We start from the raw sequence: 24,323 nt of genomic DNA, 5'->3' as shown, positions 1-24,323 counted from the left end.
GAACTTCAGACCGGCCAGACGAATTCTCGGAACACGGCCCGGATGGTTCGCCAGAAGCCGGATCTACCGTAGGGACCGTCGTGGAACAGCGACGCGCAGTTGTCCTCCATGGCCCTGGTCACCAGGGGACTGAAGTCGGTGAACTCGCAGACCAGGAACTCTTTGAAGCCCGTCGGCCACGCCTGCTGAGCCGGTTCGTGTTGTGCCTCCACGGCCATGAGTGTAATCCAGCGGTAACACCGTTGTTACAAATCCCACTCACTTCAACAGAGCAAAAGCTTCCTGCGCAACCAGGAACGCGTAGCTGGACGGGATCAGGTCGATGGCACCGTCCGCCCGGAACTGTTCGGTGACGATCCAGTCCTGCCCCGAGGCGTCGGTTGCCAGGAACGCCGCGGCGAGGTCGCCAGGAGCGTTACCACCCTTGAAGCCGGAGTACGGCCACCGAGCGGGATCGAGCTGCACACCCGGGGTGATGGCCAGGATGCGACGGTTCTCCTCGGCCGACGGGCCGGTGGCCAGGTAGCCCACGGCCGCACACACGTCTTGCGCGTTGGCGAACCACTCCACGCCGTCGGCCGACGCCGGGTTGTCGAGGAAGTTCTCGAAGTCGATGTCCAGTGCCCGGGAATCGGCTTCCTTCAGGAGCTGCTCGCGAGCGTCGGCGTCCGCGTCCGCCCATTCGGAACGGAGATTCGGATTACCGAACCCGATGACGAAGAACTGTCGGGTGTCCATCATCGGCGTCATCGCCGCGGGGTCGTGATGACCCATCGTGGCGAGCTGAGCCTCGACGCGGTCCCGACCGAGGCGTTCCATCAGCAGGTCCGTGGCGGTGTTGTCGGACAGCGAGATCATCTTCTCCGCGGCCTCGCGCACCGACACCGCCGTGCCGTCCGGGCGATTCTGCAGCTCACCCGAGGGCGCACTCTTGTTCTCGTCGCGGATGGTGAGCTGCTCGTCCCATCGCACGCTGCCCGCCTGGATCTCGTCGGTCAGCGCACCCAGAACGTACAGCTTGAACACCGATCCCAGCGGGAGCATCGCGTCGGCATTGACCGAGTACACCGACTCGCACTCACCGCCGTTCAGACGAGACGCGCTGTAGGAGTAATTCGGAGCCACCTTCGACAGCGACGCGTCGAGCTCGTCGAACGACGAGATCTGCGGAGTTTCCGGACTGGCCAGAATGCCGTCGAGCGTGCCGTCGGCACCGAGGGAGGTGGTGATCGTGGCCGGAATGCCGTCGGTGGTGAAGCGGAGGACAGCACCGTCCGGTCCGGCCTCGAAGCCCGTCGCCACGTTCGGCGCGCCGGCACGCAACTGCTCGAGAGGGGTGACGAGCCCGCCCATCGGCTCGAGTGCCGCCGCCAGCTCCGGACCGGTCACGGCGTCCACCGCTGCTGGATCCGGGGCGGCGTCGGCGTTGATCCACTGCAGAATCCGGTCGTTGATGGCGCCCAGCGGCGTCGTTGTGTCGATCGCGAACGCCGGTGCCGTGGTGGTCGTGGGCGTCGGCGTTTCGGACGTGCCCCCGCAGGCGGAGAGCGTGAGGGTTACGGCCACGACCACCCCTGCCAGTCTCGTCACGGTGCGCGTCGTCATGCCGCCATGCTAAAGGATTCGGACATTTCGCCACCCGCCCAGTCTCGGCACGGCCGGTCGGGTGCTGTGGCAGTGTGCACTGGCGTGCTGACTTCAGACGACATCCGTCGAATCGATTCCGAGCATCTCTGGCATCCCTACAGCGGGTTTCCGTCGACCGCGACTCCATTGGTCGTCGACAGCGCGTCCGGGGTTCGACTGACGTTGGCCGACGGCCGCCAACTCGTCGACGGAATGAGTTCGTGGTGGGCGGCGGTGCACGGCTACCGGCATCCGGTGCTGGACGCGGCAGCGCGAGACCAGCTCGACCGCATGAGTCACGTGATGTTCGGAGGCCTCACTCATGCGCCGGCGGCGCGATTGGCGGAGCTGCTGGTCTCGATCACCCCGGCCGGGCTGGACAAGGTGTTCCTCGCTGATTCCGGATCCGTGTCCGTCGAAGTCGCGGTGAAGATGGCATTGCAGTACTGGCGCGGGCGGGGTGAGAGCGGGCGTACGAAGCTGCTGACGTGGCGGGGCGGCTATCACGGGGACACGTTCGCGCCGATGAGTGTCTGCGATCCGGACGGCGGGATGCACAGGATCTGGACCGGTGTGCTGGCGCAGCAGGTGTTCGCGCCCGCGCCGCCCGCCGCGTCCGACACGGCGGTTGTCGCCGCCTACGTCGCCGAATTCGAGCAGGTGCTCGCGGCGCACGCGAACGACGTGGCCGCGATCATCGTCGAGCCGATCGTGCAGGGTGCAGGCGGTATGCGCTTCCACGACGCACGTGTGCTGGTCGAACTGCGCCGCCTGGCGGACGAGTACGGAGTGCTGTTGATCTTCGACGAGATCGCCACCGGGTTCGGCCGCACCGGTGAGCTGTTCGCCGCCGATCATGCGGGCATCGCACCCGACATCATGTGCGCCGGCAAGGCATTGACCGGCGGCTACGTGACGCTGGCGGCGACGCTGTGCACCGCCGACGTGGCCGAGACGGTGTCGAGCAGTGAGGCGAGCGGGCTGATGCACGGACCGACGTTCATGGGCAATCCACTGGCCTGCGCGATCGCGGTGGCGTCGGTGGAGCTGCTGCTCTCGCGCGACTGGCGTGCCGAGGTCGCCGCCGTGGCCGACGTGCTGACAGAGCGGCTCGCGCCGGCCCGGGCGCTCCCGGGCGTCGCCGACGTGCGGGTGCTCGGCGGAATCGGGGTGATCGAACTGACCGGCGCGGTCGACATGGCACGTGCGACGGCCGCCGCCGTGGACGCCGGTGTGTGGCTGCGGCCGTTCGGCAGGCTGGTCTATGCGATGCCGCCCTACGTCTGCACCGAGGCGGACGTGGCAGCCATTGCCGATGCAATGGTGGCGGTGGCGGTGGCGGTGGCGCACGACCATGCTTGAACGACCATACTTGAACGCTGTTCAAGTATGGTCGTGGACATGAGTGCACTCGATTGGCTCGACGCCGCCGCATACGACCGTCGCGCGGCTGGGCTCGAGCGCGTCGTCCTCGCTCGCCGGCCCGAGGATCCGACACTCGACCTGGCGTCGAACGACTACCTCGGCCTGTCTCGTCATCCGCACGTCGTCGACGCGGCCTGCGCGGCCACGCGTCGGTGGGGCGCCGGGTCTACCGGATCTCGACTGGTCACCGGCACGACCACCGCCCACGAACAGCTCGAGCAGGACCTTGCCGATTTCGTCGGTGCCGAGACCGGACTGGTCTTCTCGTCCGGCTACACCGCCAATCTCGGAGTCGTCACCGCGCTCGCCGACCGCGACTCCGTCGTGATCTCGGACGCCGCGTCGCACGCGTCGTTGATCGATGCTTGCCGTCTGTCTCGGGCGCGGGTGGCCGTGGCTCGGCATCGCGATGTCGAGCACGTCGAGCAATTACTGCGCGAACGAACGGAATCCCGCGCGCTCGTGGTGACCGACTCGATCTTCAGCGCCGACGGCGACCTCGCGCCGCTGCACGAGCTGTATGCGGCTTGCCGGCGACGGAACGCGGTGCTGATCGTCGACGAAGCCCACGGGCTGGGCGTCCGAGGTGACGGTGGACGCGGTGCCGTGCACGACGCCGGTGTGGCGGGTCTGCCGGACCTGGTGATCACCGCGACGCTCTCCAAGGCGCTGGGATCGCAGGGCGGGGTGGTGCTCGGGCCGGCGTCGGTACGGCATCACGTGCTGCACAGTGCACGCAGCTTCGTCTTCGATACCGCGCTCGCCCCGGCCGCGGTCGGCGCGGCATCGGCAGCGCTGGCGGTGCTGCGCAGCGAACCCGATCGAGTCGCTGCGATCGGTCGACGAGCAGGGCAATTGGCGGTGGCCGCCGGTGTATCGCCGACGGCGTCGGCAGTGGTTCCGGTAGTACTCGGCGACGCCGTGCGTGCCGTCCGCGCGGCCGGGGAGTGTCTGAACCTGGGCGTGCGAGTCGGGTGCTTTCGGCCGCCGTCGGTTCCTGCGAACGCATCTCGGCTGCGATTGACCGCACGTGCCGACCTCAGCGACATCGATATCGACCGTGCCACGTCCGTTCTCTCGACGGTGTTGGCTGCGGCGGTATCGAGATGACGGTCCTTCTCGTCACCGGAACGTCGACCGGCGTCGGCAAGACCGTGGTGACCGCGGCGCTCGCGGGCGCAACCAGAGCACATGGACGGACGGTGGCGGTGTGCAAACCGGCGCAGACCGGAGTCGGTGACGACTGCCTGGGCGAGTCGGATATCGACGTGGTGGAACGTCTTTCAGGAGTCCGCGGAATCGAGCTGGCGCGGTACCCCGAGCCGCTCGCGCCCGACGTCGCAGCACGCCGTTCGGGTCGGTCGATGCTCGAACTCGACCACGTCGTCGACGCGGTGCGAGGGCTCGACGAGGCACACGATCTCGTCGTGGTCGAGGGTGCGGGCGGGGTAGCGGTGCGCCTGGGTGCCGGCGGGTTCACCGCACTCGATGTCGCCGGTGCCGTCGGCGCATCGGTCCTGATCGTGGCAGGGGCAGAGCTGGGGACGCTCAACCACAGCGCGCTGACCGTCGCCGCGGTGCGCGCAGCGGGTGTGAGATGTGCGGGCCTGGTGATCGGATCGTGGCCGGCCGAACCTGATCTGGCGGCGCGGGTCAACGTGGAGGAGTTGCCGCTCGTGACGGGCGTCGAGCTGATCGCGTGTGTGCCGGACGGGTCCGCCGCGCTGGACGAGAAGGACTTCGGTGCGCTCGCCCGGACGATGTTCGGCGAGTTTGCCGGCTCATTACTCGGGTAACCGGCTCGGAACGTCTGCCACTTCGGCAGTCGGAACAGATCGGGAGTTCCATCATGAGCACCGCAGTGTGGATCATCGTTGCAGTAGTAGTCGTAGTGTTGGTCGTTGCCGTCGCCCTGGTTGTGGCACGCAAGGGCAAAGAGCGAAAGAGGCTGGAAGCGAACCACCTTCGCGAGAAGGCGGCCGATCAAGCGACCGTCGTCGAGGAGCGTGAACTGCAGGCCCGCGAGAGTGAGGCCAAGGCACGCCGCGCCCAGGCGGAGGCTGACGTCAAAGCTGCCGAGGCAGAGAAACTTGCTCAGCAGGCCCAGTCTCACCAGGGAGTCGCGGCGGCATCACGCGACGAAGTGAACTCACAGTTCGAGCGCGCCAACCACATCGATCCGGATGTGAAGAGCGACCGAAAGGTGACCGGTGACCACAACGTCGGCCGCGACGCGGGCGCGGATCGGGACCTCGGTGCGCAGCACAACGCGACTGTCGATCGGAACGCGAGTGCCGACCGGAACGAATCAGGACTGTCCCGCGTGACCGGTAACCCGGACGTGCCCCCGACGACACACCGGCACGAACAGATCTAACTCGTTGAGGTATTGGGCAGTTCGAGTTCGACTACATCGTTCTCGCCCAGCTTCGGACGCTCGTGGGTGATCTTCGCCTTGGCGTAGGCCAGCAGGGTCGACACCTTCGAGCCCGGGGTGGACCAGTACTCGGCACCTTCGGCGGCCACGTGGATCAACGCGACCTCACGCGAATCGGGGTTCTTCTCGAACCACGCGGCCGCCCGAGAATTCCACAGCTCCTCCGCCTTGGCCTTGTTCTCGACGACCGCAGCGGTACCGGACAGCGACACCCAGCCCTGACCGGATTGGAACGAGACGTTGACCGTCGGATCGGCGGCGATGTCCCGTACCTTTCTGGAGTCCTGCGCTGCGAAGAACCACAGGTCCCCGTCGAACTCGGCTTCCTGCAGTGCCATCGGTCGCGAGATGAGGTGGCCGTCCCGGCCAACGGTGGTGAACATGCAAAGTCCGGCTTCGGACATCAATTCGGCGACCTTGGTGACGCCATCGGTGTTTGTCATCGAATGTAAATACCCGGGGCAGGGGTCTTCAATCGCCGAAACCAGGCCGACTCCCTGTTTCGGTGATTATTACGCCCTGTAGTTGGTGATTTCGCAGAACCTGGGACACTGGAAGTCGTGACTGTTCCTGACGGCAACGACGCCCCCGTATCGGCCCGACTCTTCGCCCGCGCGAGCACAGTGATTCCAGGTGGCGTCAACTCTCCGGTGCGTGCGTTCGCATCGGTCGGCGGCACACCACGCTTCATCACGCAGGCCAGCGGATACACGATGACCGACGCGGACGGGAAGTCCTACGTCGACCTCATCTCGTCCTGGGGTCCGATGATCCACGGACACGCCCACCCGGCCATCGTCGAGGCAGTCCAGAAGGCGGCCGCAACCGGACTGTCGTTCGGCGCACCCACCGAGCGCGAAATCGAACTCGCCGAGGAAATCGTGCGCCGCGTCGGCCCCGTCGACCAGGTCCGTCTTGTGAATTCGGGCACAGAGGCCACGATGAGCGCGGTGCGTCTGGCCCGCGGCTTCACCGGCCGCACCAAGATCCTCAAATTCTCCGGCTGCTACCACGGCCACGTCGACGCCCTGCTGGCCGACGCGGGCTCGGGACTGGCCACCTTCGGACTGCCGACGTCACCCGGAGTAACCGGCGCTCAAGCGTCGGACACCATCGTCGTTCCCTACAACGACCTCGACGCCGTCACCGCCGCGTTCGACGCCAATCCCGGCGAGATCGCGTGCATCATCACCGAAGCGGCCGCGGGCAACATGGGCGCGATTCCGCCGGTCACCGGCTTCAACGAGGGCCTACGCCGGCTCGCGACCGAGCGCGGCGCGCTGCTGATCATGGACGAGGTGATGACCGGATTCCGCGTCAGCGCCGCAGGTTGGTACGGCATCGACGGTGTCGCCGGCGACCTCTACACCTTCGGCAAGGTCATGTCCGGCGGGCTGCCGGCCGCAGCGTTCGGTGGCCGCGCGGACGTCATGGCCTACCTTGCACCGGCCGGACCGGTGTACCAGGCGGGCACCCTCAGCGGAAACCCCGTCGCCGTCGCCGCCGGCCTGACGAGCCTGCAACTGGCCGACGCCGCCGTCTACGAGAAGCTGCAGACCAACTCGCAGCGACTCGGAACACTGCTCGGGGACGCTCTCACCGCCGAAGGCGTCGACCACCACGTGCAGTTCGCGGGCACTATGGTGAGTGTGTTCTTCGCCGATGGACCCGTCACCGACTACGCGCAGGCCAAGGCTGCCCAGACGTGGCGCTACCCGGCGTTCTTCCACGCGTTCCTCTCCCGCGGCGTGTACCCGCCGCCGAGCGCTTTCGAGGCGTGGTTCGTCTCGGCTGCTCTCGACGACCGAGCTTTCGAGATCATCGCCGACGCGGCCCCGGCTGCCGCGAAGGCAGCGGCAGCCGCTGTAGCACCACTGTGACGTCCACTCAGAAGTGATCACCACCCGACTAGCGAGAAACAGGACCCCGACGTGACCGAGGCCCCCGCAACACATCCGCACTCGACGACGCGCACGATCGTGCACGTCCTCCGGCACGGCGAGGTGCACAACCCCAAGGGCATCCTCTACGGGCGGTTGCCCGGCTTCAAGCTGTCGGTCACCGGCCAGTCCCAGGCCAAGGCCGTCGCAGATGCGCTCGCCGGTCACGACATCACCCACGTCGTCGCATCGCCGTTGCAACGAGCCCAAGAGACGGCTGCCCCGATCGCGGCAGCCCACGGCCTGACGGTGTCCGAGGACGAGAACCTCATCGAGGCGGGCAACGAATTCGAGGGTCTGCGCGTTGCCGTCGGCGACGGAGCCCTGCGTCGGCCTCGGCACTGGTGGAAGCTGCGCGACCCGTTCACCCCGTCCTGGGGCGAGCCGTACCTGCAGATCGCGCACCGCATGCTCGCCGCCGTCAACGCGGCCCGAGTCGCAGCCGTCGGGCACGAGGCCGTCTGCGTCAGCCACCAACTCCCGGTCTGGACGCTGCGTCGATTCCTCCAGGGCGACCGGCTCTGGCACGACCCGCGCAATCGCCAGTGCGGACTCGCGTCGCTGACATCACTGGTCTACGAAGGCGATCAGCTCGTCGACCTCGTCTACTCCGAGCCAGCGGGAGCGTCCGACCCGAGGATCACCGGTGCGTAGGTTACTGCTCGCGGTTGCCGCTGTGGCCCTCGTCGCCGGCTGTTCGACCGGCACCGACGCGGTTGCCCAGGGCGGTACCTTCCAGTTCGTCTCGCCGGGCGGCAAGACCGACATCTTCTACGATCCGCCGTCCGACCGCGGCGCACTCGGCGAACTCTCCGGGCCCGACCTGATGACCGAAGGCAAGACGACCTCGCTGTCGGACTACGACGGTGACGTCGTCGTCCTCAACGTCTGGGGTCAGTGGTGCGGACCGTGCCGCGGAGAAGCGGACGACCTCGAGAAGGTCTACGAGGCCACCAAGGCCTCCGGAGTCGAATTCCTCGGCATCAACGTACGCGACGAATCACAAACTGCCGCACAAGATTTCGTCGTCAGCAACAGCGTCACCTATTCCTCGATCTACGACCCGCCGATGCGCACCCTGACCGCGCTCGGTGGCGTCCCGACCTCCGTCATTCCGACGACCATCGTGCTCGATCGACAGCACCGCGTCGCCGCAGTGTTCCTGCGTGAACTGCTCGCCGAGGACCTGCAGCCCGTCGTCGAACGGATAGCAGCCGAGGAGCAAGTGCAGCCGTGAGCGAGATGTACCTAGCCGGGGTCGGCGCGAGTTTCCAGGAAGCTGCGGCCTCCGGGCCGCTGATCCTGGCCCTCGGAGCCTGTGTCCTGGCAGGGCTCGTCTCTTTCGCGTCACCGTGCGTCGTACCGCTGGTTCCGGGATATCTGTCGTACCTCGCCGGGGTCGTCGGAGCCGACGCACCGGCCGTCAGCGCCGACGAAGCGGCCGTCAAGACGAAGGTACGCAGCGGTCGGCTGCGCGTCGCGGGAGCCGCGGGGCTGTTCGTGCTCGGATTCACCGTGGTGTTCGTTCTCGCCACCGCGTCGGTGTTCGGCGCCATTTCGGTGCTGGCGATCAACCGCGAACTGCTCATGCGTATCGGCGGCGTCGTCACCATCGCCATGGGCCTGGTGTTCGTCGGACTGATTCCCGCGCTGCAGCGCGATGTGCGGTTCGAGCCGAAGCAGATCGGCTCTCTCGCCGGAGCGCCCTTGCTCGGGGGAGTGTTCGCACTCGGCTGGACCCCGTGCCTCGGGCCCACCCTCGCCGGCGTCATCTCGCTCGCCGCAGGCACCGACGGTGCCACGGCTGCGCGCGGAGTCACCCTCATCGTGGCGTACTGCCTCGGTCTGGGATTGCCGTTCGTGATCCTCGCGTTCGGATCGGTCAGCGCCCTGCGAGGCGTCGGCTGGCTACGTACACACGCACGACAGATACAGGTGTTCGGCGGAATCATGTTGATAGCGGTAGGAATTGCACTGGTCACCGGTGCCTGGGATCAATTCGTCGGCTGGGTGCGCGACGCCTTCGTCTCAGATGTGGTGTTGCCGATATGACCGCTGAGACCGAGGAGCGAACAGAAGCCTCGCCGCCGCACAAGCAATCCGTGCTCGGTAAGGCCGTGGCCGTGGTGCGCAACACCTGGCGCGGACTCACCAGTATGCGGACCGCACTGGTGCTGCTCTTCCTGCTGGCCTTCGCCGCCGTGCCCGGTGCCCTGGTACCGCAACGCAGCCTCAACGCGGGCAAGGTCGACCAATACATCGCCGACCGTCCGACACTCGGCCCCATCATGGACAAGCTCGAACTGTTCGACGTGTTCGGCAGCTTCTGGTTCACCGCGATCTACGCACTGCTGTTCATCTCCCTGATCGGTTGCATTCTGCCGCGGTGCATCGAGCACGCAAAACAGTTGCGTACCAAGCCCGTTCGTGCGCCGCGGAACCTTTCGCGACTGCCGCACCACACCCGGTACGACGTCGACGGCGCACCCGAAGAGATCGCAGCCCAGGTCCGTACTCAGCTGCGTGGGTGGCGCGTCGCGCAACGGTCCGAGGGCAGCGGGGCAGTGACGCTCTCGGCGGAGAAGGGCTACGTTCGCGAACTCGGCAACCTCGTGTTCCACCTCTCGCTCGTCGGACTGTTGGCCGCTATCGCCATGGGCAAGCTGCTCGGCTACGAGGGAAACCGCATCGTCATCGCCGACGACGGCCCCGGATTCTGCACCTCCACGCCCGCCAACTACGACTCGTTCCGGGCGGGAAACCTTGTCGACGGCACCGATCTCGAGCCGTTGTGCTTGCGCGTCAAGGACTTCCAGGCGGACTACCTCGACAACGGCCAGGCAGAAATGTTCACCTCCAACATTCAATACCAGGCCGGCGAAGATCTGGCGAACAACGACTGGCAGGACGACCGACTACAGGTCAACCACCCGCTGCGGGTCGCGGGCGACCGCGTCTACCTGCAGGGCCACGGCTACGCGCCCACGTTCACGGTGACGTTCCCGAACGGCGAGACCCGCACCGACACCATCCAGTGGCAGCCGACCGACGCCACCACGTTCCTTTCGAGCGGGGTGCTGCGAGTCGACCCGCCCGGCGGCCTCTACCCCGACGCGCTGGACCGGCGGAAGAACCAGATCGCCATCGAAGGACTGTTCGCCCCGACGGCGTCGTTCCATGGCAGCCTGTTGTCGTCGAGCTTCCCGGCGATGAACGACCCGGCCGTCGCCATCGACATCTACAAGGGCGACACCGGACTCGACACCGGACTCCCGCAGTCCATCTTCTCGCTCGATCAGGAAATGATCGCCCAGGGCAGGCTCGTCAAGCAGGACCGCGTCAACCTGATGCCCGGGGAATCGGCCACGCTCAGCGACGGCACCGTCGTCAGATTCGACGGGGCGAAGGAATTCGTCAACCTGCAGGTCTCGCACGACCCGGCTCAGACCTGGGTCCTGGTGTTCGCGCTGACGATGATGGGCGGATTGCTCGTCTCGCTGGTGATCAAACGTCGCAGAATCTGGGTCCGACTCACCGCCGACGACGACTCACGACGTACTGTAGTAGAACTCGGCGGACTTGCACGCACCGATCAGGCGGGGTGGGGCGAAGAGTTCGACCGCCTGTGCACCCGCCTGCTCGGCGACACCTCGAAACAGGAGAACTGACCGATGCCGATCAACGAGACCCTCTCGCAGTACAGCGACTGGTCGTTCGAATCAGCGTTCACCATCTACGTGCTCGCATTCGTCCTGCTCATCGCCCAGTACGCCTCCGCCAAGGCGACAGCCGCTCAGGCCAAGGAACTCGTCGGTGCCGGAGCCCCGGTAACCGCGTCGGTGGCTGCGTCCTCCGGCCCGGGACGCGTCGTCGAAGCACCCAAGCGGCCGCTGTCCGATCGTCTGGCAGGCATGGGCTTCGCGTTGCTCGCGCCGGCACTGCTCCTGCACATCACCGCGGTGGTGCTGCGAGGGTTCGCCACCCACCGCTTTCCGCTCGGCAACATGTACGAGTTCGTCACCATGGCCACCGCCGCCGCGGCGCTGACCTCCGTCGTCGCCCTGCGCAAGAAGACGATGCGTCCGATGCTGGTGTTCGTCCTCGCGCCGATCATCGTGCTGATGTTCTTCGCCGCCACCAAGCTCTACGCGGACGCCGCACCCGTCGTCCCCGCGCTGCGCTCCTACTGGCTCCCCATCCACGTCACCATCGTCAGCGTCGGAAGCGGCATCCTGCTGGTCTCCGGTGTCGGAAGCCTGCTGTTCCTGCTGCGGATCAAACAGCCCCTCGGCGAGGAAAGCGTGGGATTCTGGGGCAAATTCGCGTCCAAGCTGCCCGACGCCCAAGCCCTCGACCGACTCGCCTACAAGACGACCATCGTTGCCTTCCCGCTCTTCGGAGCCGGCGTCATCCTCGGCGCGATCTGGGCCGAGGCCGCCTGGGGACGCTTCTGGGGCTGGGACCCCAAAGAAACGATGTCGTTCATCACCTGGATCATCTACGCGGCCTACCTGCACGCCCGCGCCACCTCCGGCTGGCGTAACACCCGTGCAGCGTGGATCAACGTTGCCGGCTTCACCGCCATGCTGTTCAACCTCTTCATCATCAACATGGTCGTCTCCGGTCTGCACAGTTACGCAGGACTGAACTGACCTCTGCGCGTTCCACACGCTCCGCTGCCGACGTGCAGCTGGTAGCGTCCGATCCGGCTCGATGGGGGAGACATCCGAGCCGGCACTCGACGCGGGACGCACAGTGGGGGGAAATCGGTCATGGCCGATCGGCACGGAAACAATTGGCAACCCGTCCGACCGATGGACGACGACGAACCCCCGAACACGCCGGAGCCGGTGGTGATAGAGACCGGGGGTCCCGGGCCTGTCGGAGTTGGGGAAGTTTCCGGGGTTGCGGGGTCTGCTGAGCCTGCGGGGTCCACTCGGGTTGTGGGGGAGTCTCGGGTTTCGGGGGAGCGTGAACCGTTCCGGTCCACCCCGATCGCCATGCCGCCCGTTGATGCTCCCAGCCCGACTCCTGTTGTCGCGGCAATGTCTACTCCACCCGTCGAGGTGACGCCACCGACCGACGAGATGCCGACGATGCCCGACTCATCGGGTCCACCGGTTGTGTCACCGGTTTCGTCCGACGCGACCTCGCTTCCAGCATCGTCGACGCCGCTTCCGCGCGAACCACAGCCGCCTGGGCAACAGAATCAGCACCCTGTCCTGCCGCAGAACGGGGTGGCGTTGCCCCAGAATGCTGGTGCGCCCCAACAGTATTGGCAGCCGAACAACGAGTGGGCAGCCCCGAATCAGTGGCAGGCCCAGAACGGGTGGCCGGCGCAGGGGCAGGGATATGGGCAGGGTCAGGGGTATGGGCAGGGTCAGGGGTATGGGCAGTGGGCTCCGCAACCCGGCTCGTGGCCGCAGCCGATGTTGCCCGGCCATGTTCCTGCTGTGGTTCCTGCCGTGGCTGCTGTCGTTCAGCCGGATCATCGACCACCTTCGCAGTCGATGTCCGCCGCCGACCTCGGCGATTCGTTGCTGATCAGGTCTGCGAGTATCGCTCCGGTGGCCGGGTGGCGTCGTGCGCTTTATCTGATGTCCGGTGGTCGAATCGATGTGGGGAACAGTCCGGCGCAACAGCGACGCCTCGAGTTGACCGCGCAGGTGGATCGACCTCTGGTGGGGTGCTACCGCGTTGCGGTGCTCTCGTTGAAAGGTGGGGTCGGAAAGACAACGACAACGGCCACGCTGGGCTCGACGTTCGCGGACATCCGCGGTGACCGCGTGATTGCGATCGACGCGAACCCCGACCGCGGAACGCTGGGGCAAAAGGTGCCGTCGGAAACGACGGCGACGGTCCGAAATCTGTTGCGAGACATGCCTTCTTTGGAGCGCTACAGCGACGTTCGGGCCTACACCTCACAGAACGTCCACCGGCTGGAGGTGCTGGCCTCCGATTCGGACCCGGCGGCATCCGAGGCATTCAGCGGTGACGACTACGACCGAACGGTGACGCTGCTCGAGAAGTTCTACAGCATCGTCATCACCGACTGCGGCACCGGACTGATGCATTCGGCGATGGAAAGCATTCTCGAAGGCGCAGACACCCTGGTCGTCGTCAGCTCAGGGTCGGTGGACGGGGCGCGGAGCGCGTCGGCGACGTTGGATTGGCTTGATGCTCATGGTTACCGAGAACTGGTGGCCACGTCGGTGGCGGTGGTCAACGCCGTACGACCGAGGGCAGGAAAAGTCGACTTGCAGAAGGTGGTCGAACACTTCGAGCAGCGGTGCGCCCAGGTGCGGACGATTCCGTTCGACCCGCATCTGGAGGAGGGGGCTGAGATCGAACTGGACAGGCTTCGTGGACGCACGCGAAAAGCACTCCTCGAAGTAGCTGCGGCGGTGGCAGCAGGCTTTCCGGCCTCGCCCACTACGTCTCGCCGCAGCTGACCGAAGAATTTATTCGCCGACTTCAGTGCCGGCGTCGGTCCCGTCCTTGCCTCCGCGACGGGCGTCCCGGTTGATTTTCCAGAGAAATTCCGGATCGTCATCGGGCCCGACTGTCCGCGGGGGTTCAGGTTGCGTGCTGGGTCCGAATGCCTTCCACAGCAGCACAATCACTGCCACCAAACCGATCAACGCCAATAGATAGATCACGACGCACCTCCTACTACGAGGGTAGCCGTCATGCAACGACCTCCGCACCCGTCGAGCGTCGAAGATTCCTGAGAATGTTCGATGAGTTCGTACGGGTGCGGAGGTCGTTGCCTGAACTGCGTCGACTGGCCTATCTCAGTGCTGTACGCCGGCTTCCGTCGTCAGAGAGGTCAGCAGCTGCATGACCTCGGTCTCGCGGAAGCGTCGGTGCCCGCCGGGAGTGCGGAGCGATCCGAGACGTCCGGCGTGCGCCCAGCGAGTCACGGTCTTGGGGTCGACGTGAAAAAGCGCTGCTACCTGACCCGGCGTGAGAAGTGAGTCCTGAGCTTTGTGGAACGTGGGTGCGCTCATCTGTCGTGTCCTCCTACGGTGCGGTTCTGTGCAATTGCGTCGAACCGGAGATATCGGTCTGCGGTGTTATGAGCCCCATGGTTGCACTCGGACCCCTAGGTACTCGACTGATACAAGGTTGGTAAAGGGGAGGTAATGGACAAATCGGTCACGCCAGGGGTGGGTGGGCACCCCCGCCCGGCCCGGTAACCTTGAGCTCGTGAGCGATGCGACGAATGCCGACCGAAGCGACCCGACCAGCGGAAACCCCACGCCTGGCCGTTCTGCGAAGAAGTCCCTCGCGATCGATCTCGCCGTGTACACGTTCGCGCGTCTGGGGCTCGTCATCGTCATCGCCGCGATCATCATCGGTGTCGGTTTACTCTTCGGCATCGAGGTTCCGATTCTCGTCGCCGCGATCTTCGGCGTCCTGATCTCGCTGCCGCTATCCCTGCTGCTGTTCAAGCAGATGCGCATCCGCGTCAACGAGTCCATCGCTGCGGTCGACGAACACCGACGCACAGCTCGCGCGGACCTGCAGTCCAAGCTGCGCGGTGAAGACGGCCGCAAGTGACCGCATCGGTGGACCGGTCCGGATCGCGTGAGTGGGTCGACAACGCAGTCCGGTTGATCGAAGCCGATTCTCAACGTAGTGCCGATACCCATCTGCTGAGCTATCCACTGCCCGCCGCATGGGGAATCTCGCTGTACCTCAAGGACGAGTCCACTCACATCACCGGCAGTCTCAAGCATCGGTTGGCGCGGTCGCTGTTCCTGTATGCGATCTGCAACGGCTGGGTCACCGAGCGAACCACCGTCGTCGAGGCGTCGTCCGGCTCCACGGCGGTCAGTGAGGCATATTTCGCCGGCTTGCTGGGATTGAAATTCGTCGCAGTCATGCCCAGAAGTACAAGTCCTGCCAAGATCGCGCTCATCGAATCGCACGGTGGGCGGTGCCACTTCGTCGACCACCCCGGCGAGATGTACACCGAGGCGCACCGGCTCGCAGCCGAACCCGACTGCCACTACATGGACCAGTTCACCCACGCCGAACGGGCGACCGATTGGCGAGGAAACAACAACATCGCCGAGTCGATCTACGATCAACTTCGGCTCGAGAAATGTCCCATCCCGGACTGGGTGGTCGTCGGTGCGGGAACAGGCGGAACGAGCGCCACCATCGGTCGCTACATCCGATACCGCAGGCACGCAACGCGTTTGGCAGTCGTGGATCCAGAGAATTCGGCCTTCATCGGAGGCTACGAGACCGGCGACGCGGGATTCGAGACCGGCAAGTCATCGCGTATCGAAGGCATCGGCCGACCGCGGGTGGAGCCGTCCTTCGTCGGCCAAGTCATCGACCGAATGATCGCGGTGCCCGACGCTGCATCGGTGGCGGCCGCGAGATTCACCTCGGCTGCGATCGGCAAACGAGTGGGAGGATCCACCGGCACCAACATCTGGGGTGCCTTCGGATTGATCTCCGAGATGATTGCCGCGGGACGCACCGGCAGTGTGGTGACGTTGTTGTGCGACGGCGGAGACCGTTACTCGCAGACTTATTTCGACGACACCTGGGTCGCGGGCCAGGGGATGGATCTCGACGAACCGACCGCCGCTCTCGAGCAGTTCATCCGTACCGGGGTGTTCTGAGCAGATCTACCTGGTCACGATGATCGACGTCACCGCAGTGGCAGCGGCGACCGTCGCGACGGCCGGCCACGCACCGATCTTCTTCGCGAGCGGGTGCGACGCCCCGAACGCCACGAGGTACGTCCCGAGCAGTGCGCCGGCACGAGCCGAGCCCGAGGACTTCTGCCATTGCGTGGTGCAGGCAACGCCGACTGCAGCGAGCACTGCTCCGCCGAGTTGGCGATTGTGCGACCGGCGAGCAACAGCGAAGCCGCCGAGCAAGCCGCCTGCGGCGAGAGCGGACGTGGCGAACGGCTGTCGAGCATCATGGTCGGACATGGTCGTCACCCTAGCCGAGCCTGCACGCGCAAACTTCGGGCCAGGTGGTCTTTCTGCTCGATCACCAAGCGCCGCAACGCAGCCGGTGCCCACTCGTGCTCGGCGAGCCACGCGTCTGCGCTGTCGGTCGACGATTGCTGAGGAAAGAGGCGAACCACTATTCGCCGTGCGATCTCGATGCTGCGTGAGGTCCACAACGAGGAGATGGACTCGAAGTACCGGTCTTCGTACGGTTGAGTGAGGTCCGGTCGGTGGCCCGCCCCGAACCCGGTGATGAAGGCGTCGAGAACATCGTTGGACACGTCGTCGCGCTCGGTGATGAAAGTCCACGCGCTCGCTTTGACTGTGGCGTCAGGGATCGCCGTAGACGCCGCGGTGTGGGCAGTGCGCCCCGAAAGTGTGTCGTCCGAGGCGAGTTCGGTGTCGAGCTCTGCGATAGTTGCGTGTCCGGTGGCGGCGAGTGCCAGCCAGAATGCCCAGCGCTGATCGGGGTCCAGTCTCAGCCCGGCAATGGTCGCGGTGCCATCGAGCAAGGAGCGTAGATCGTCGGCCAGGAAGTCATCGAGTTGCGCAGCCGATGCGACCGCCCGCGCCCACACCAACTGCGCGTCGCTTCCGGGTTCGCTCGACTGCAGCTGCCGCCACGACGCTTCCAACCAATGCCGGGTTGGCTCGTCCCGTCGGTCTTCGGGGAGGTAGTGCGCGAGTGTGTACGCCACGTTGGCCGTGACTGCGGAGAGCAACCCGATCTTGGGTTCGGTCGGCGCGAATCTGGTTGCGATGTCCAGGTATTCGATCGCAGAGAGCTCGGCGTCCCGGGTGGAGTTCCACAGTGCCGACCACACCAGCCCTCGTGCAAGGGGATCGACGATGCGATCGAGGGAGGTCCGCACGGTGGCGGTGGAGCGCTCGTCGAATCGGATCTTGGCGTAGGTCAGATCGTCGTCGTTGAGCAGAACCAGCGCAGAATCGGGAAAGTCGACGGGCGTTCGCGAGTCGGTGATGTCGAGTTCGTAGCGGTGGGTTCTCGTCAGGTTCCCTTCCTCGTCCGGATCGTAGAGCCCGACCGCGATGCGGTGCGGACGCGGATCCGTCTGTTCGACGGCGTCGCCGGTGTAAGTCAGTGTCGACACGCCGGTGGTCTGCAGCCACGCGCCCGCCCAGGTGTCGAGGTCTCGCCCGCTGGCGGTGGACATCTCGCTCAGGAGATCCGTCAGGGTTGTATTACCGAAGGCATGCGTACGAAAGTAGTTGCGGGACGCAGCGAAAAAGGCGTCGGCACCGACGAACGCCCCCAACTGCTTGAGCACGCTCGCGCCCTTGGCGTAGGTGATGCCGTCGAAGTTGAGCTTGGCTGCCTCGAGATCGGTGATGTCGGCGACGATCGGGTGAGTAGTGGGAAGCTGGTCCTGCAGATAGGCCCACGCCTTCCGTCGGTTCGCGAAACTGACCCAGGCATCGGTGAACCGGGTTGCCTCGGCCGACGCGTACGCACCCATGTAGTCGGCGAACGACTCCTTGAGCCACAGATCGTCCCACCATTGCATCGTGACGAGGTCGCCGAACCACATGTGCGCCATCTCGTGCAGAATCGTGTTAGCCCGAGCCTCGTACTGGGCTTCGGTTGCCGCGGAACGGAATACGTACGATTCGGTGAACGTGACGAGCCCAGGGTTCTCCATCGCACCGAGGTTGTATTCGGGGACGAAGATCTGGTCGTACTTCCCGAACGGGTACGGATAGTCGAACTTGTCGTGGAAGAAGTCGAGGCCACGCTCGGTGATGTCGAAGATGTCCTCGGCGTCGAAATACTCGGCGAGGGATGCGCGGCAGTACGCGCCGAGCGGGACAGTCAGATCGCCTCGAGTCCAGGACGATTCGACGCCGTGGTACGGCCCGGCCGCAACCGCGGTGATGTACGTCGATATGGGCAGCGTCGGGGCGAACGTGGTGACTGTGCCGTCGGTGACTCCCGCGCGGTTGGACAGGACCGTCCATGCCGGGGGTGCTGTGACCCTCAGCGTGAACGAGGCCTTCAGGTCGGGTTGCTCGAAATTCGCGAACACCCGTCGAGCGTCGGCAGGTTCGTACTGGGTGTACAGATAGACGTTGTCGTCGACGGGGTCGACAAAGCGGTGAAGTCCTTCACCCGACCTGCTGTACCGCCCGCGCGCGCGTATCCGAACGACGTTGTGCTCGGTGAGTCCGACCAGCTGAATGCGAGCGCCGTCGTAGTCGACCTGCGCGTCGGTGCCGTTGACGGTGATCTCGTCCACGGCGGCACCGATGAAATCGACCCATGTCGCGGCCGTGGTCGCACCGAACTCGATGGTCGTCACCGTCTCGAAGGTGTCGACCTCTGTGTCCTCGGCGTGCAGGAGATTCAGATCGACGTGATACTTCACCCCGTCTATGTGGCGCGATCGCCTGCGAGTTTCGGTCCGGGTCAGATTCGCGGTGCTCACCGAACCAACCCTAGGCGATGGTTTTTCACCGGGAGGGTGGGGTGAAGTAGTGATTTCCGAGTGGATCGACGATATGTAGCACTCCTTCCGGGAGTAGTTCGGTGCGCCAGAGTTTGCGCGTTTTGAGGTTGTGGTGGAGCCGACAGCGCGGACCGATGTTCGTGAGAATGGTCCAGCCGCCCTTCTCGGGGCGGTGTCGGTCGAATTCGACGATGTGGTCGAGGTCGCATCGTTCCGAGGGCACGTTGCAGCCAGGATGCAGGCAGTACGGGTTCTCGGCTCGAACCTTCGCCGCGAGAGCTCGACCGGGCGTATAGCTCAGCGCGCCTGGCGGCGGGATCTTCATGCCCCCATGGCCGTCGGGGTACAAGGCATGGACGCCGATGGGGTCGTCTCCGACGATGGCACGCCACCGTTCGATCAATGTGCCTCCACCCGGCCGGGACGGCGTCGCGGTAGCGGGTTCGGTTGTATCGGCCGGAGGTGCGTCCGGTGGCCGGCTCGTCGGGAGTTCGCGCTCCAGCGGTATGAGACCCGAACTGTCGGTGGATGTTCCACGGGTTGTATCGGAGATCGTGTCGGTTGGCCCGGATGTCTCCGTAGTTGAGTCACCGTGGGCGGGGTTCTCCGGGGCCGGATCGGTACCGTCTTCACGAACAACCTGGCACGTCGCGCACTCGCACAACAGTGTCTCCCCGCGCATGAGTGCTGTCTGAGCATCGCCCCGTCGTTGGTCGTCCGAACGCGGATCTTCCGGGTGCAGGCGGGTGACCTCGGCGTCGATCCGCGAAAGTTGTTCGTCGGCCTCGCCGTCGGTCATCAATGTGGTCAGGCTGGACAGTCCTCGTGCCCGGCGACGAAGGCGGATTCGCTTCTCGGTACGTGCGGCACGTTTGCGTACCGCGCGGTCCCAGTCGGCGTCGGCCTCGGTGAGTAGTCGATCGATTTCGCGGCCCAGAGCACCCGGTGCCATCTCTTGGGCGGCCTTGAGAATTTCGACCTCCAGGACGACGACCGTCTCCGGCCGGGCCTGAAGCAGATGATCGTGAATTGTCCTGACTCGCTCGAGGTCGAGCACACCGTCGACGAAACCCTGACGCACGAGAGGGCGCAGTTGACGCCACATCTGCAGCTTGTTGTCGATGGCGGCAAAGGTGGACGACAGTGCGGCTGCCACTTCGCAGATCGCCGAGCTGTACATATCCTTCTCGGTCACCCCGGTGCCCCACGGAGATGTGCCGGCCGTTCGACTGCGGACGTACTCGTCCATGAAAGCGAGCTCCGAGGCGACGGCAGCGTTGATCGTCCGTCGCGCGCCCAGAACGTCGGCAAGCGCAGAGTGATGCTCAGTCGCCCACGCCACTTTTTGTAGCCCCATGTCACCCCCCAGCGACGGTGGATCGAACGCGTATTCGACCCGTTGGGCAACATTGTAAGGCGAGGCACCGACAAGTTCGACGGCCCTGGTGACAGGCCTCAGATCGCGCCGACCGCGCGGTTCACATCGAGTTCGAGTAGGTAGTGATTGATGGCGATTGCAGCCTTCGATCCTGCTGCCGCCGAATTGATCAGCTGGGCGGGCGAATCCGAGACGTTCCCCGCAGCCCACAGGCCCTCGACGCTGGTGAGCCCGGTCGGGTCCGTGGCGATCCATCCGTTTTCGAGACGCGTGCACCCCATCGGCATCAGGAGAATATCGTTCGGAACGAACGTCGGGCCGACGAACACGACTGTTCGAGGATGGACCATCCCGTCGGACAGCTGGATGCCTGTGACGCGACCGTCCTGCACAACGATTCGGGCAACCGGTACGTCGACGATTCGGACCGATCGGGCGTCGAGTCGGAGACGTTCGTCGTCACTCAGTTCGATGCCGTTGGTGAAGAAGACGACGTCGTCCGACCATTGGCGGATCAGCGACGCCTGGTGAATCGTGAACGGTCGGTTGGAGCCGCCGACGACGGCAATGGGCTGGCCCCGGACCTCGTAGCCGTGACAGTACGGGCAGTGCAATACCCCCGAACCCCACTGCTCTCGTACTCCGGGGATGTCGGGTAGCTCGTCCCGCAGCCCGGTCGCTACCAGAACCGAGCGCGAACCGAGGACTGTGTCATCGTCGAGGTGGAGCTCGAAGCCAACCTCGATTCGAGTTACGTTGCCAAGCAGAAACTCTCCGCCGTAGCGCAGGACTTCGCGACGTCCAGCCCGACGCAATTCTTCTGGTGCGGAACCATCGCGCGAGAGGAAGTTGTGAACATGTTCGGCACGCGCGTTGCGCGGCTCTTCGGCGTCGACGACGATCACCTTTCGGCGGGCGCGGGCCAGAAGTGTCGCGGCACTGAGTCCGGCGGGGCCGCCACCGATTACCACGGTGTCGTACGTCAAGATGTCTCCTCGGTGGTGGGATATGTTGTGAACGTAGCAGAACTGTCAACTAGTTAACAATATTGGTGGTGCCGATGACCGATGCCTCGCTTCGTGAGCTGACCTGTGCACGGTGGGCCGAGCTCAATCCGGAGCTGGACACCTCGCCGATGCAGGTAGTGGCCGAGATCAAGCGCATCGTCGCGCTGCTCGACGTGGCCGTCGAACCGATATACGCCGCGGCCGATGTATCCGTCGCCGAGGTGGAATTGATGGTGCCCCTGCGGTACGCGATCGAACCTGTGACGGCAGCGCGGTTGGCGGAGCTGCTCGGCATGACCCGCGCAGGTGTGAGCAAGACGCTCGGAAAGCTCGAACGTCGCGGCTTTCTGCAGCGAGTGCCCAGCGTCGAAGATCGACGGTCTGCGTCGATCACCCTGACCGAGCAGGGGAGGCGCATCGTGGATGATGTATTTCCCCGAGAGCTCGAAGCGCACGGACGATTGTTCGATGCGTTGGGTGCACGTCGAACCCGTGTTCTCGAGGCCCTGACCACGCTCGCCGAGTCGATGGAGTCCGGTCTGTCGTCGCAATGACGTTCCCGTCGGCCTGTGTCACGGCTACGCTCGCCGACACGTGCGGGGCGATTCCTTAGGCGGACATGATGAATACATTTCAGAAGTCGGCGGCAGTGTTCAACAAGGCCTTCATGGTCGTGATGAAGGCTCCGGTTCTCGACAGGGTGCTCGGACGTTCGATGGGCATTTTGACCTACACCGGCCGGAAGTCCGGCAAGAGGATCTCATTGCCGCTTGCGATCAGTCGGAAGGGCGAGCACCTGAAGGTCAGGGTGGCGATGCCGGACAAGAAGAACTGGTGGCGAAATTTCGTGGACGGCGGCGGTCGTGTCGACGTCGACCTCGGCGGTGTCCAGTACTCCGGCCTTGCGACGGCGACCCGTGACGACCGTGGGCGGGTCTCTGTCGATATCGCCTTGGATCGCTGACCGGCCGAAGTGTGTCAACAAAGGTTGACAACCCCCTTTCTGTCAACCTACATTGACATGCATGACAGAAGCCACTGCATTGGCCGCCGCGGCCGCCAGTTCCGATCCGGGGGAGGGGTTGCGTGCCGTAGCCGCACTTCGCCGTCTGCTCGAACGTCTGGAAGCCGTCCAGGTTCGCAACGCACGGAATCAGGGATGGGCGTGGCAGGCGATAGCGGATTCGCTGGGTGTCAGCAGGCAGGCCGTTCACAAGAAGCACGGCGGAAAGGGAAGGTAGACAACCATGTTCGAGCGATTCACCACACAGGCCAGGGCGGTCGTCGTCAGTGCCCGGCTGCACGCCCGGGTGTTGCACTCGGAGCGGATCGAACCCATCCATCTGTTCCTCGGTGCGCTCGACAAGGCCGACGAACCGCTCGGGTCTGCGCTGGCCGAGGCGGGGTTCACCCTCGACAACGCGCTCGAGGACGTGCTGTCGAGGGACGCCCGGGCCCTACGGTCCATCGGCATCGACCTTAACGAAGTGATCGACACCGTCGAGACTGCGGTGGGGTTCGGCGACGTCGACCATTCGAACGATTCTCACCTGCCGTTCGCGCCGTCGGCCAAGGAAGCGCTGAAGCTGGCCTTGAAGGAGGCCGTCCGATTGCGGGACAGGGAGATCGGCGTCGAGCACATGCTTCTCGGTGTGATCGCAGGTGCCGATCCATCGTTCACCGAGCTCGTGAGTGTTCGGGGCAGCCTGGACGATCTGCGCGACGCCGTCCTGCTGGTTCGCACGTCTTAGCTCCGAGCGGGCCCGAACTCTACGATGGGCGCCATGAACTTTTTGATTCGGCTCGTGATCAATGCCGTCGCCATCTGGGTTGCGAAGGAATTCGTGGACGGCATCACCGTGACCAGCTCGGGCCGCGGTGACGGGTGGGACATCGTGGTCCTGCTCGGTATTGCGGCCGTGTTGACGATCGTCAACGCGTTCATCAGGCCGATGGTGAAGCTGCTGTCACTGCCGCTGCTGATTCTCACCCTCGGGCTGTTCACTCTCGTGATCAACGCGTTGATGCTGATGTTGACGGGGTGGCTGTCGTCGCAGACCGGTTACGGCCTCGAGATCGTCGGTTTCGCTGCCGCGTTCTGGGGCGCGATCATCATCTCGATCGTGAACTTTCTGCTCGGCGCATTCGTGCCCGAGAGGCGTTAGGCGAACGCCAGCGCCACACCCGTGCCGGCACCCCAGACGAGCATCGCCAGTCCCGAATCACGCAATGCAGGAATCAACTCGAAGCCGTGAGCACCGCCGCGAACCGGCGAGTTGGCGCGCGCAGCGAGAGGTAGTGCGAGCAGGGCAACCAGGGCCCACGGGGTTCGGGCGGTCAGCGCGACGGTCATGGCGAACGGGACGACCAACAGTGCCAGGTGTAGATAGCGCGTGCGGGTATCGCCCAATCGCACTGCGAGCGTTCGTTTTCCGGACTCGGTATCGGTAGGGATGTCCCGGAGGTTGTTCGCGACGAGTACCGCACTGGAGAAGGATCCGACGGCTACCGCGGCCAATACCCCCGCCCAGTCGATCTGCTCGGCCTGCACGTACTGGGTGCCGAGCACGGCGACGAGTCCGAAGAACACGAACACGGCAATCTCGCCGAATCCGCTGTAGCCGTAGGGCTTCGAGCCACCGGTGTAGTACCAGGCACCGGCTATGCAGATCAGGCCGACGATCACCAACCACCAAGCGCTCGTGGCCGCCAGGACGAGACCTGCGACGGCACCGACCGCGAAGCAGCCGATGGCTGCCCGTTTGACGGCTCCTGCCGAGGCGGCCTTGGAGCCGACGAGCCGAAGTGGGCCGACTCGGTCGTCGTCCGTGCCGCGGATTCCGTCGGAGTAGTCGTTGGCGAAGTTGACGCCCACGATCAGCGCCAACGAGACGATCAGTGCCAGTAGAGCCTTCCACCACACGCTTGCGTCCAGGGACACGGCTGCACCGGTGCCGACGAGGACGGGGGCGATAGCGTTGGGGAGCGTCCGGGGTCGCGCCCCTTCGATCCATTGTGCTGTGGTGGCCATGAGCGACGATCTTTCCGTATCTGCCGGGAGGAT

28 protein-coding genes are annotated in these 24,323 nt (G+C 65.1%); 18 read left to right on the top strand and 10 right to left on the bottom strand.

The genetic code is table 11. From position 1 onward, the window contains the following. Positions 1-5 precede the first annotated feature (5 nt). Entirely contained in the window at positions 6-218 is a 213-nt protein-coding gene (locus E4P29_RS01425) for an inositol 2-dehydrogenase (protein WP_245154101.1), read from the bottom strand. Between the two features lie 40 nt (positions 219-258). Then, positions 259-1,605 (bottom strand): serine hydrolase, encoded by a 1,347-nt coding sequence (locus tag E4P29_RS01420; RefSeq protein ID WP_135041289.1) that lies wholly within the window; start codon positions 1,603-1,605, stop codon positions 259-261. Between the two features lie 72 nt (positions 1,606-1,677). On the opposite strand from E4P29_RS01420, the gene E4P29_RS01415 reads away from it, so the two are divergent. From E4P29_RS01415 to E4P29_RS01400, 4 genes are read left to right on the top strand one after another with little or no spacing between them, the layout of a single operon-like run. After that, entirely contained in the window at positions 1,678-2,988 is a 1,311-nt protein-coding gene (locus E4P29_RS01415) for an adenosylmethionine--8-amino-7-oxononanoate transaminase (RefSeq protein WP_135041867.1), read from the top strand. A gap of 39 nt (positions 2,989-3,027) precedes the next feature. Next, positions 3,028-4,161 (top strand): 8-amino-7-oxononanoate synthase, encoded by a 1,134-nt coding sequence (locus tag E4P29_RS01410; protein ID WP_135041287.1) that lies wholly within the window; start codon positions 3,028-3,030, stop codon positions 4,159-4,161. Next, positions 4,158-4,847: a dethiobiotin synthase gene (gene bioD / locus E4P29_RS01405; RefSeq protein WP_135041285.1), complete on the top strand. Its 690-nt coding sequence runs from the start codon at positions 4,158-4,160 to the stop codon at positions 4,845-4,847. The genes E4P29_RS01410 and bioD overlap by 4 nt, the downstream gene beginning before the upstream one ends. A 53-nt stretch (positions 4,848-4,900) precedes the next feature. Beyond that, the gene (locus tag E4P29_RS01400) at positions 4,901-5,428 is read left to right on the top strand and encodes a hypothetical protein (RefSeq protein WP_135041283.1); all 528 of its coding nucleotides are present in this window, start codon (positions 4,901-4,903) and stop codon (positions 5,426-5,428) included. Here the strand turns inward: E4P29_RS01400 and E4P29_RS01395 are convergent. Then, a complete protein-coding gene (locus E4P29_RS01395) occupies positions 5,425-5,931 on the bottom strand; it encodes a pyridoxamine 5'-phosphate oxidase family protein (RefSeq protein WP_057472741.1) in 507 nt (168 codons plus the stop codon). The genes E4P29_RS01400 and E4P29_RS01395 overlap by 4 nt on opposite strands. Before the next feature lie 117 nt (positions 5,932-6,048). Here E4P29_RS01395 and hemL point away from each other — a divergent pair, with 117 nt between their 5' ends. The 7 genes from hemL to E4P29_RS01360 all read left to right on the top strand — a co-directional run bounded on the left by hemL (position 6,049) and on the right by E4P29_RS01360 (position 13,880). Then, the gene (hemL, locus tag E4P29_RS01390; RefSeq protein WP_135041281.1) at positions 6,049-7,368 is read left to right on the top strand and encodes a glutamate-1-semialdehyde 2,1-aminomutase; all 1,320 of its coding nucleotides are present in this window, start codon (positions 6,049-6,051) and stop codon (positions 7,366-7,368) included. A 51-nt stretch (positions 7,369-7,419) separates the two neighbouring features. After that, positions 7,420-8,082 (top strand): histidine phosphatase family protein, encoded by a 663-nt coding sequence (locus tag E4P29_RS01385; protein WP_027498332.1) that lies wholly within the window; start codon positions 7,420-7,422, stop codon positions 8,080-8,082. Continuing rightward, the gene (locus E4P29_RS01380) at positions 8,075-8,665 is read left to right on the top strand and encodes a TlpA disulfide reductase family protein (RefSeq protein WP_135041279.1); all 591 of its coding nucleotides are present in this window, start codon (positions 8,075-8,077) and stop codon (positions 8,663-8,665) included. The genes E4P29_RS01385 and E4P29_RS01380 overlap by 8 nt, the downstream gene beginning before the upstream one ends. A gap of 5 nt (positions 8,666-8,670) precedes the next feature. Next, positions 8,671-9,480 carry a cytochrome c biogenesis CcdA family protein gene (locus E4P29_RS01375; protein WP_032365436.1) on the top strand — a complete coding sequence of 270 codons (810 nt, stop codon included), beginning with the start codon at positions 8,671-8,673 and terminating at the stop codon, positions 9,478-9,480. Beyond that, complete coding sequence (locus E4P29_RS01370) at positions 9,477-11,096, top strand: cytochrome c biogenesis protein ResB (protein ID WP_135041277.1); 1,620 nt, start codon at positions 9,477-9,479, stop codon at positions 11,094-11,096. Before E4P29_RS01375 ends, E4P29_RS01370 begins: the two co-directional genes overlap by 4 nt. A 3-nt stretch (positions 11,097-11,099) precedes the next feature. After that, positions 11,100-12,080, top strand: coding sequence for a c-type cytochrome biogenesis protein CcsB (gene ccsB / locus E4P29_RS01365; protein ID WP_135041275.1), 981 nt, complete (start codon positions 11,100-11,102; stop codon positions 12,078-12,080). 570 nt (positions 12,081-12,650) lie between these two features. Then, entirely contained in the window at positions 12,651-13,880 is a 1,230-nt protein-coding gene (locus E4P29_RS01360) for a MinD/ParA family protein (RefSeq protein ID WP_348539757.1), read from the top strand. Between the two features lie 9 nt (positions 13,881-13,889). Here the strand turns inward: E4P29_RS01360 and E4P29_RS26215 are convergent, their stop codons facing one another. Together E4P29_RS26215 and E4P29_RS01350 are read right to left on the bottom strand one after the other, a co-directional pair. Then, entirely contained in the window at positions 13,890-14,087 is a 198-nt protein-coding gene (locus tag E4P29_RS26215; RefSeq protein WP_027498326.1) for a membrane protein, read from the bottom strand. Between the two features lie 135 nt (positions 14,088-14,222). Further along, positions 14,223-14,438, bottom strand: coding sequence for a BldC family transcriptional regulator (locus E4P29_RS01350; RefSeq protein ID WP_027498325.1), 216 nt, complete (start codon positions 14,436-14,438; stop codon positions 14,223-14,225). Between the two features lie 283 nt (positions 14,439-14,721). Here E4P29_RS01350 and E4P29_RS01345 point away from each other — a divergent pair, with 283 nt between their 5' ends. After that, complete coding sequence (locus tag E4P29_RS01345) at positions 14,722-14,991, top strand: DUF4229 domain-containing protein (protein ID WP_245154128.1); 270 nt, start codon at positions 14,722-14,724, stop codon at positions 14,989-14,991. Then, positions 14,988-16,070: a PLP-dependent cysteine synthase family protein gene (locus E4P29_RS01340; RefSeq protein WP_032390389.1), complete on the top strand. Its 1,083-nt coding sequence runs from the start codon at positions 14,988-14,990 to the stop codon at positions 16,068-16,070. The genes E4P29_RS01345 and E4P29_RS01340 overlap by 4 nt, the downstream gene beginning before the upstream one ends. Before the next feature lie 6 nt (positions 16,071-16,076). Here the strand turns inward: E4P29_RS01340 and E4P29_RS01335 are convergent, their stop codons facing one another. From E4P29_RS01335 to E4P29_RS01320, 4 genes are all read right to left on the bottom strand, one after another. Further along, positions 16,077-16,388: a hypothetical protein gene (locus E4P29_RS01335; protein WP_135041271.1), complete on the bottom strand. Its 312-nt coding sequence runs from the start codon at positions 16,386-16,388 to the stop codon at positions 16,077-16,079. 5 nt (positions 16,389-16,393) lie between these two features. After that, complete coding sequence (gene pepN, locus E4P29_RS01330; protein WP_135041269.1) at positions 16,394-18,853, bottom strand: aminopeptidase N; 2,460 nt, start codon at positions 18,851-18,853, stop codon at positions 16,394-16,396. A gap of 25 nt (positions 18,854-18,878) precedes the next feature. Continuing rightward, the gene (locus tag E4P29_RS01325; protein WP_135041267.1) at positions 18,879-20,216 is read right to left on the bottom strand and encodes an HNH endonuclease signature motif containing protein; all 1,338 of its coding nucleotides are present in this window, start codon (positions 20,214-20,216) and stop codon (positions 18,879-18,881) included. Positions 20,217-20,329: 113 nt separating this feature from the next. Next, positions 20,330-21,238, bottom strand: coding sequence for an NAD(P)/FAD-dependent oxidoreductase (locus E4P29_RS01320; protein WP_135041265.1), 909 nt, complete (start codon positions 21,236-21,238; stop codon positions 20,330-20,332). Positions 21,239-21,312: 74 nt separating this feature from the next. On the opposite strand from E4P29_RS01320, the gene E4P29_RS01315 reads away from it, so the two are divergent. From E4P29_RS01315 to E4P29_RS01295, 5 genes are all read left to right on the top strand, one after another. Further along, positions 21,313-21,813 (top strand): MarR family transcriptional regulator, encoded by a 501-nt coding sequence (locus E4P29_RS01315; protein ID WP_135041263.1) that lies wholly within the window; start codon positions 21,313-21,315, stop codon positions 21,811-21,813. Between the two features lie 65 nt (positions 21,814-21,878). Then, a complete protein-coding gene (locus E4P29_RS01310; RefSeq protein WP_245154100.1) occupies positions 21,879-22,223 on the top strand; it encodes a nitroreductase/quinone reductase family protein in 345 nt (114 codons plus the stop codon). 61 nt (positions 22,224-22,284) lie between these two features. Beyond that, on the top strand, positions 22,285-22,500 hold the full coding sequence (locus E4P29_RS01305) for a hypothetical protein (protein ID WP_032365231.1): 216 nt from the start codon (positions 22,285-22,287) through the stop codon (positions 22,498-22,500). Between the two features lie 6 nt (positions 22,501-22,506). Then, the gene (locus tag E4P29_RS01300) at positions 22,507-23,010 is read left to right on the top strand and encodes a Clp protease N-terminal domain-containing protein (protein WP_135041261.1); all 504 of its coding nucleotides are present in this window, start codon (positions 22,507-22,509) and stop codon (positions 23,008-23,010) included. Positions 23,011-23,043: 33 nt separating this feature from the next. Then, entirely contained in the window at positions 23,044-23,424 is a 381-nt protein-coding gene (locus E4P29_RS01295) for a phage holin family protein (protein WP_209205261.1), read from the top strand. Here the strand turns inward: E4P29_RS01295 and E4P29_RS01290 are convergent. Beyond that, on the bottom strand, positions 23,421-24,290 hold the full coding sequence (locus tag E4P29_RS01290) for a 1,4-dihydroxy-2-naphthoate polyprenyltransferase (RefSeq protein WP_135041256.1): 870 nt from the start codon (positions 24,288-24,290) through the stop codon (positions 23,421-23,423). The genes E4P29_RS01295 and E4P29_RS01290 overlap by 4 nt on opposite strands. Positions 24,291-24,323: the final 33 nt, after the last annotated feature.

It is taken from the genome of Rhodococcus sp. 1R11 (genome assembly GCF_004563845.1).
GTDB lineage: Bacteria > Actinomycetota > Actinomycetes > Mycobacteriales > Mycobacteriaceae > Rhodococcoides.
The sequence above is the reverse complement of the archived record's forward strand: the minus strand, read 5'-3'. Positions and strand labels throughout refer to the sequence as shown.

Bases quoted from the DNA above. Each gene is read 5' to 3' on its own strand.
- E4P29_RS01425 (WP_245154101.1), bottom strand. From the start codon at position 218: ATGGCCGTGGAGGCACAACACGAACCGGCTCAGCAGGCGTGGCCGACG.
- E4P29_RS01420 (WP_135041289.1), bottom strand. From the start codon at position 1,605: ATGACGACGCGCACCGTGACGAGACTGGCAGGGGTGGTCGTGGCCGTA.
- E4P29_RS01410 (WP_135041287.1), top strand. From the start codon at position 3,028: ATGAGTGCACTCGATTGGCTCGACGCCGCCGCATACGACCGTCGCGCG.
- bioD (WP_135041285.1), top strand. From the start codon at position 4,158: ATGACGGTCCTTCTCGTCACCGGAACGTCGACCGGCGTCGGCAAGACC.
- E4P29_RS01400 (WP_135041283.1), top strand. From the start codon at position 4,901: ATGAGCACCGCAGTGTGGATCATCGTTGCAGTAGTAGTCGTAGTGTTG.
- E4P29_RS01395 (WP_057472741.1), bottom strand. From the start codon at position 5,931: ATGACAAACACCGATGGCGTCACCAAGGTCGCCGAATTGATGTCCGAA.
- E4P29_RS01375 (WP_032365436.1), top strand. From the start codon at position 8,671: ATGTACCTAGCCGGGGTCGGCGCGAGTTTCCAGGAAGCTGCGGCCTCC.
- E4P29_RS01370 (WP_135041277.1), top strand. From the start codon at position 9,477: ATGACCGCTGAGACCGAGGAGCGAACAGAAGCCTCGCCGCCGCACAAG.
- ccsB (WP_135041275.1), top strand. From the start codon at position 11,100: ATGCCGATCAACGAGACCCTCTCGCAGTACAGCGACTGGTCGTTCGAA.
- E4P29_RS01350 (WP_027498325.1), bottom strand. From the start codon at position 14,438: ATGAGCGCACCCACGTTCCACAAAGCTCAGGACTCACTTCTCACGCCG.
- E4P29_RS01335 (WP_135041271.1), bottom strand. From the start codon at position 16,388: ATGTCCGACCATGATGCTCGACAGCCGTTCGCCACGTCCGCTCTCGCC.
- E4P29_RS01315 (WP_135041263.1), top strand. From the start codon at position 21,313: ATGACCGATGCCTCGCTTCGTGAGCTGACCTGTGCACGGTGGGCCGAG.
- E4P29_RS01310 (WP_245154100.1), top strand. From the start codon at position 21,879: ATGATGAATACATTTCAGAAGTCGGCGGCAGTGTTCAACAAGGCCTTC.
- E4P29_RS01305 (WP_032365231.1), top strand. From the start codon at position 22,285: ATGACAGAAGCCACTGCATTGGCCGCCGCGGCCGCCAGTTCCGATCCG.
- E4P29_RS01300 (WP_135041261.1), top strand. From the start codon at position 22,507: ATGTTCGAGCGATTCACCACACAGGCCAGGGCGGTCGTCGTCAGTGCC.
- E4P29_RS01295 (WP_209205261.1), top strand. From the start codon at position 23,044: ATGAACTTTTTGATTCGGCTCGTGATCAATGCCGTCGCCATCTGGGTT.
- E4P29_RS01290 (WP_135041256.1), bottom strand. From the start codon at position 24,290: ATGGCCACCACAGCACAATGGATCGAAGGGGCGCGACCCCGGACGCTC.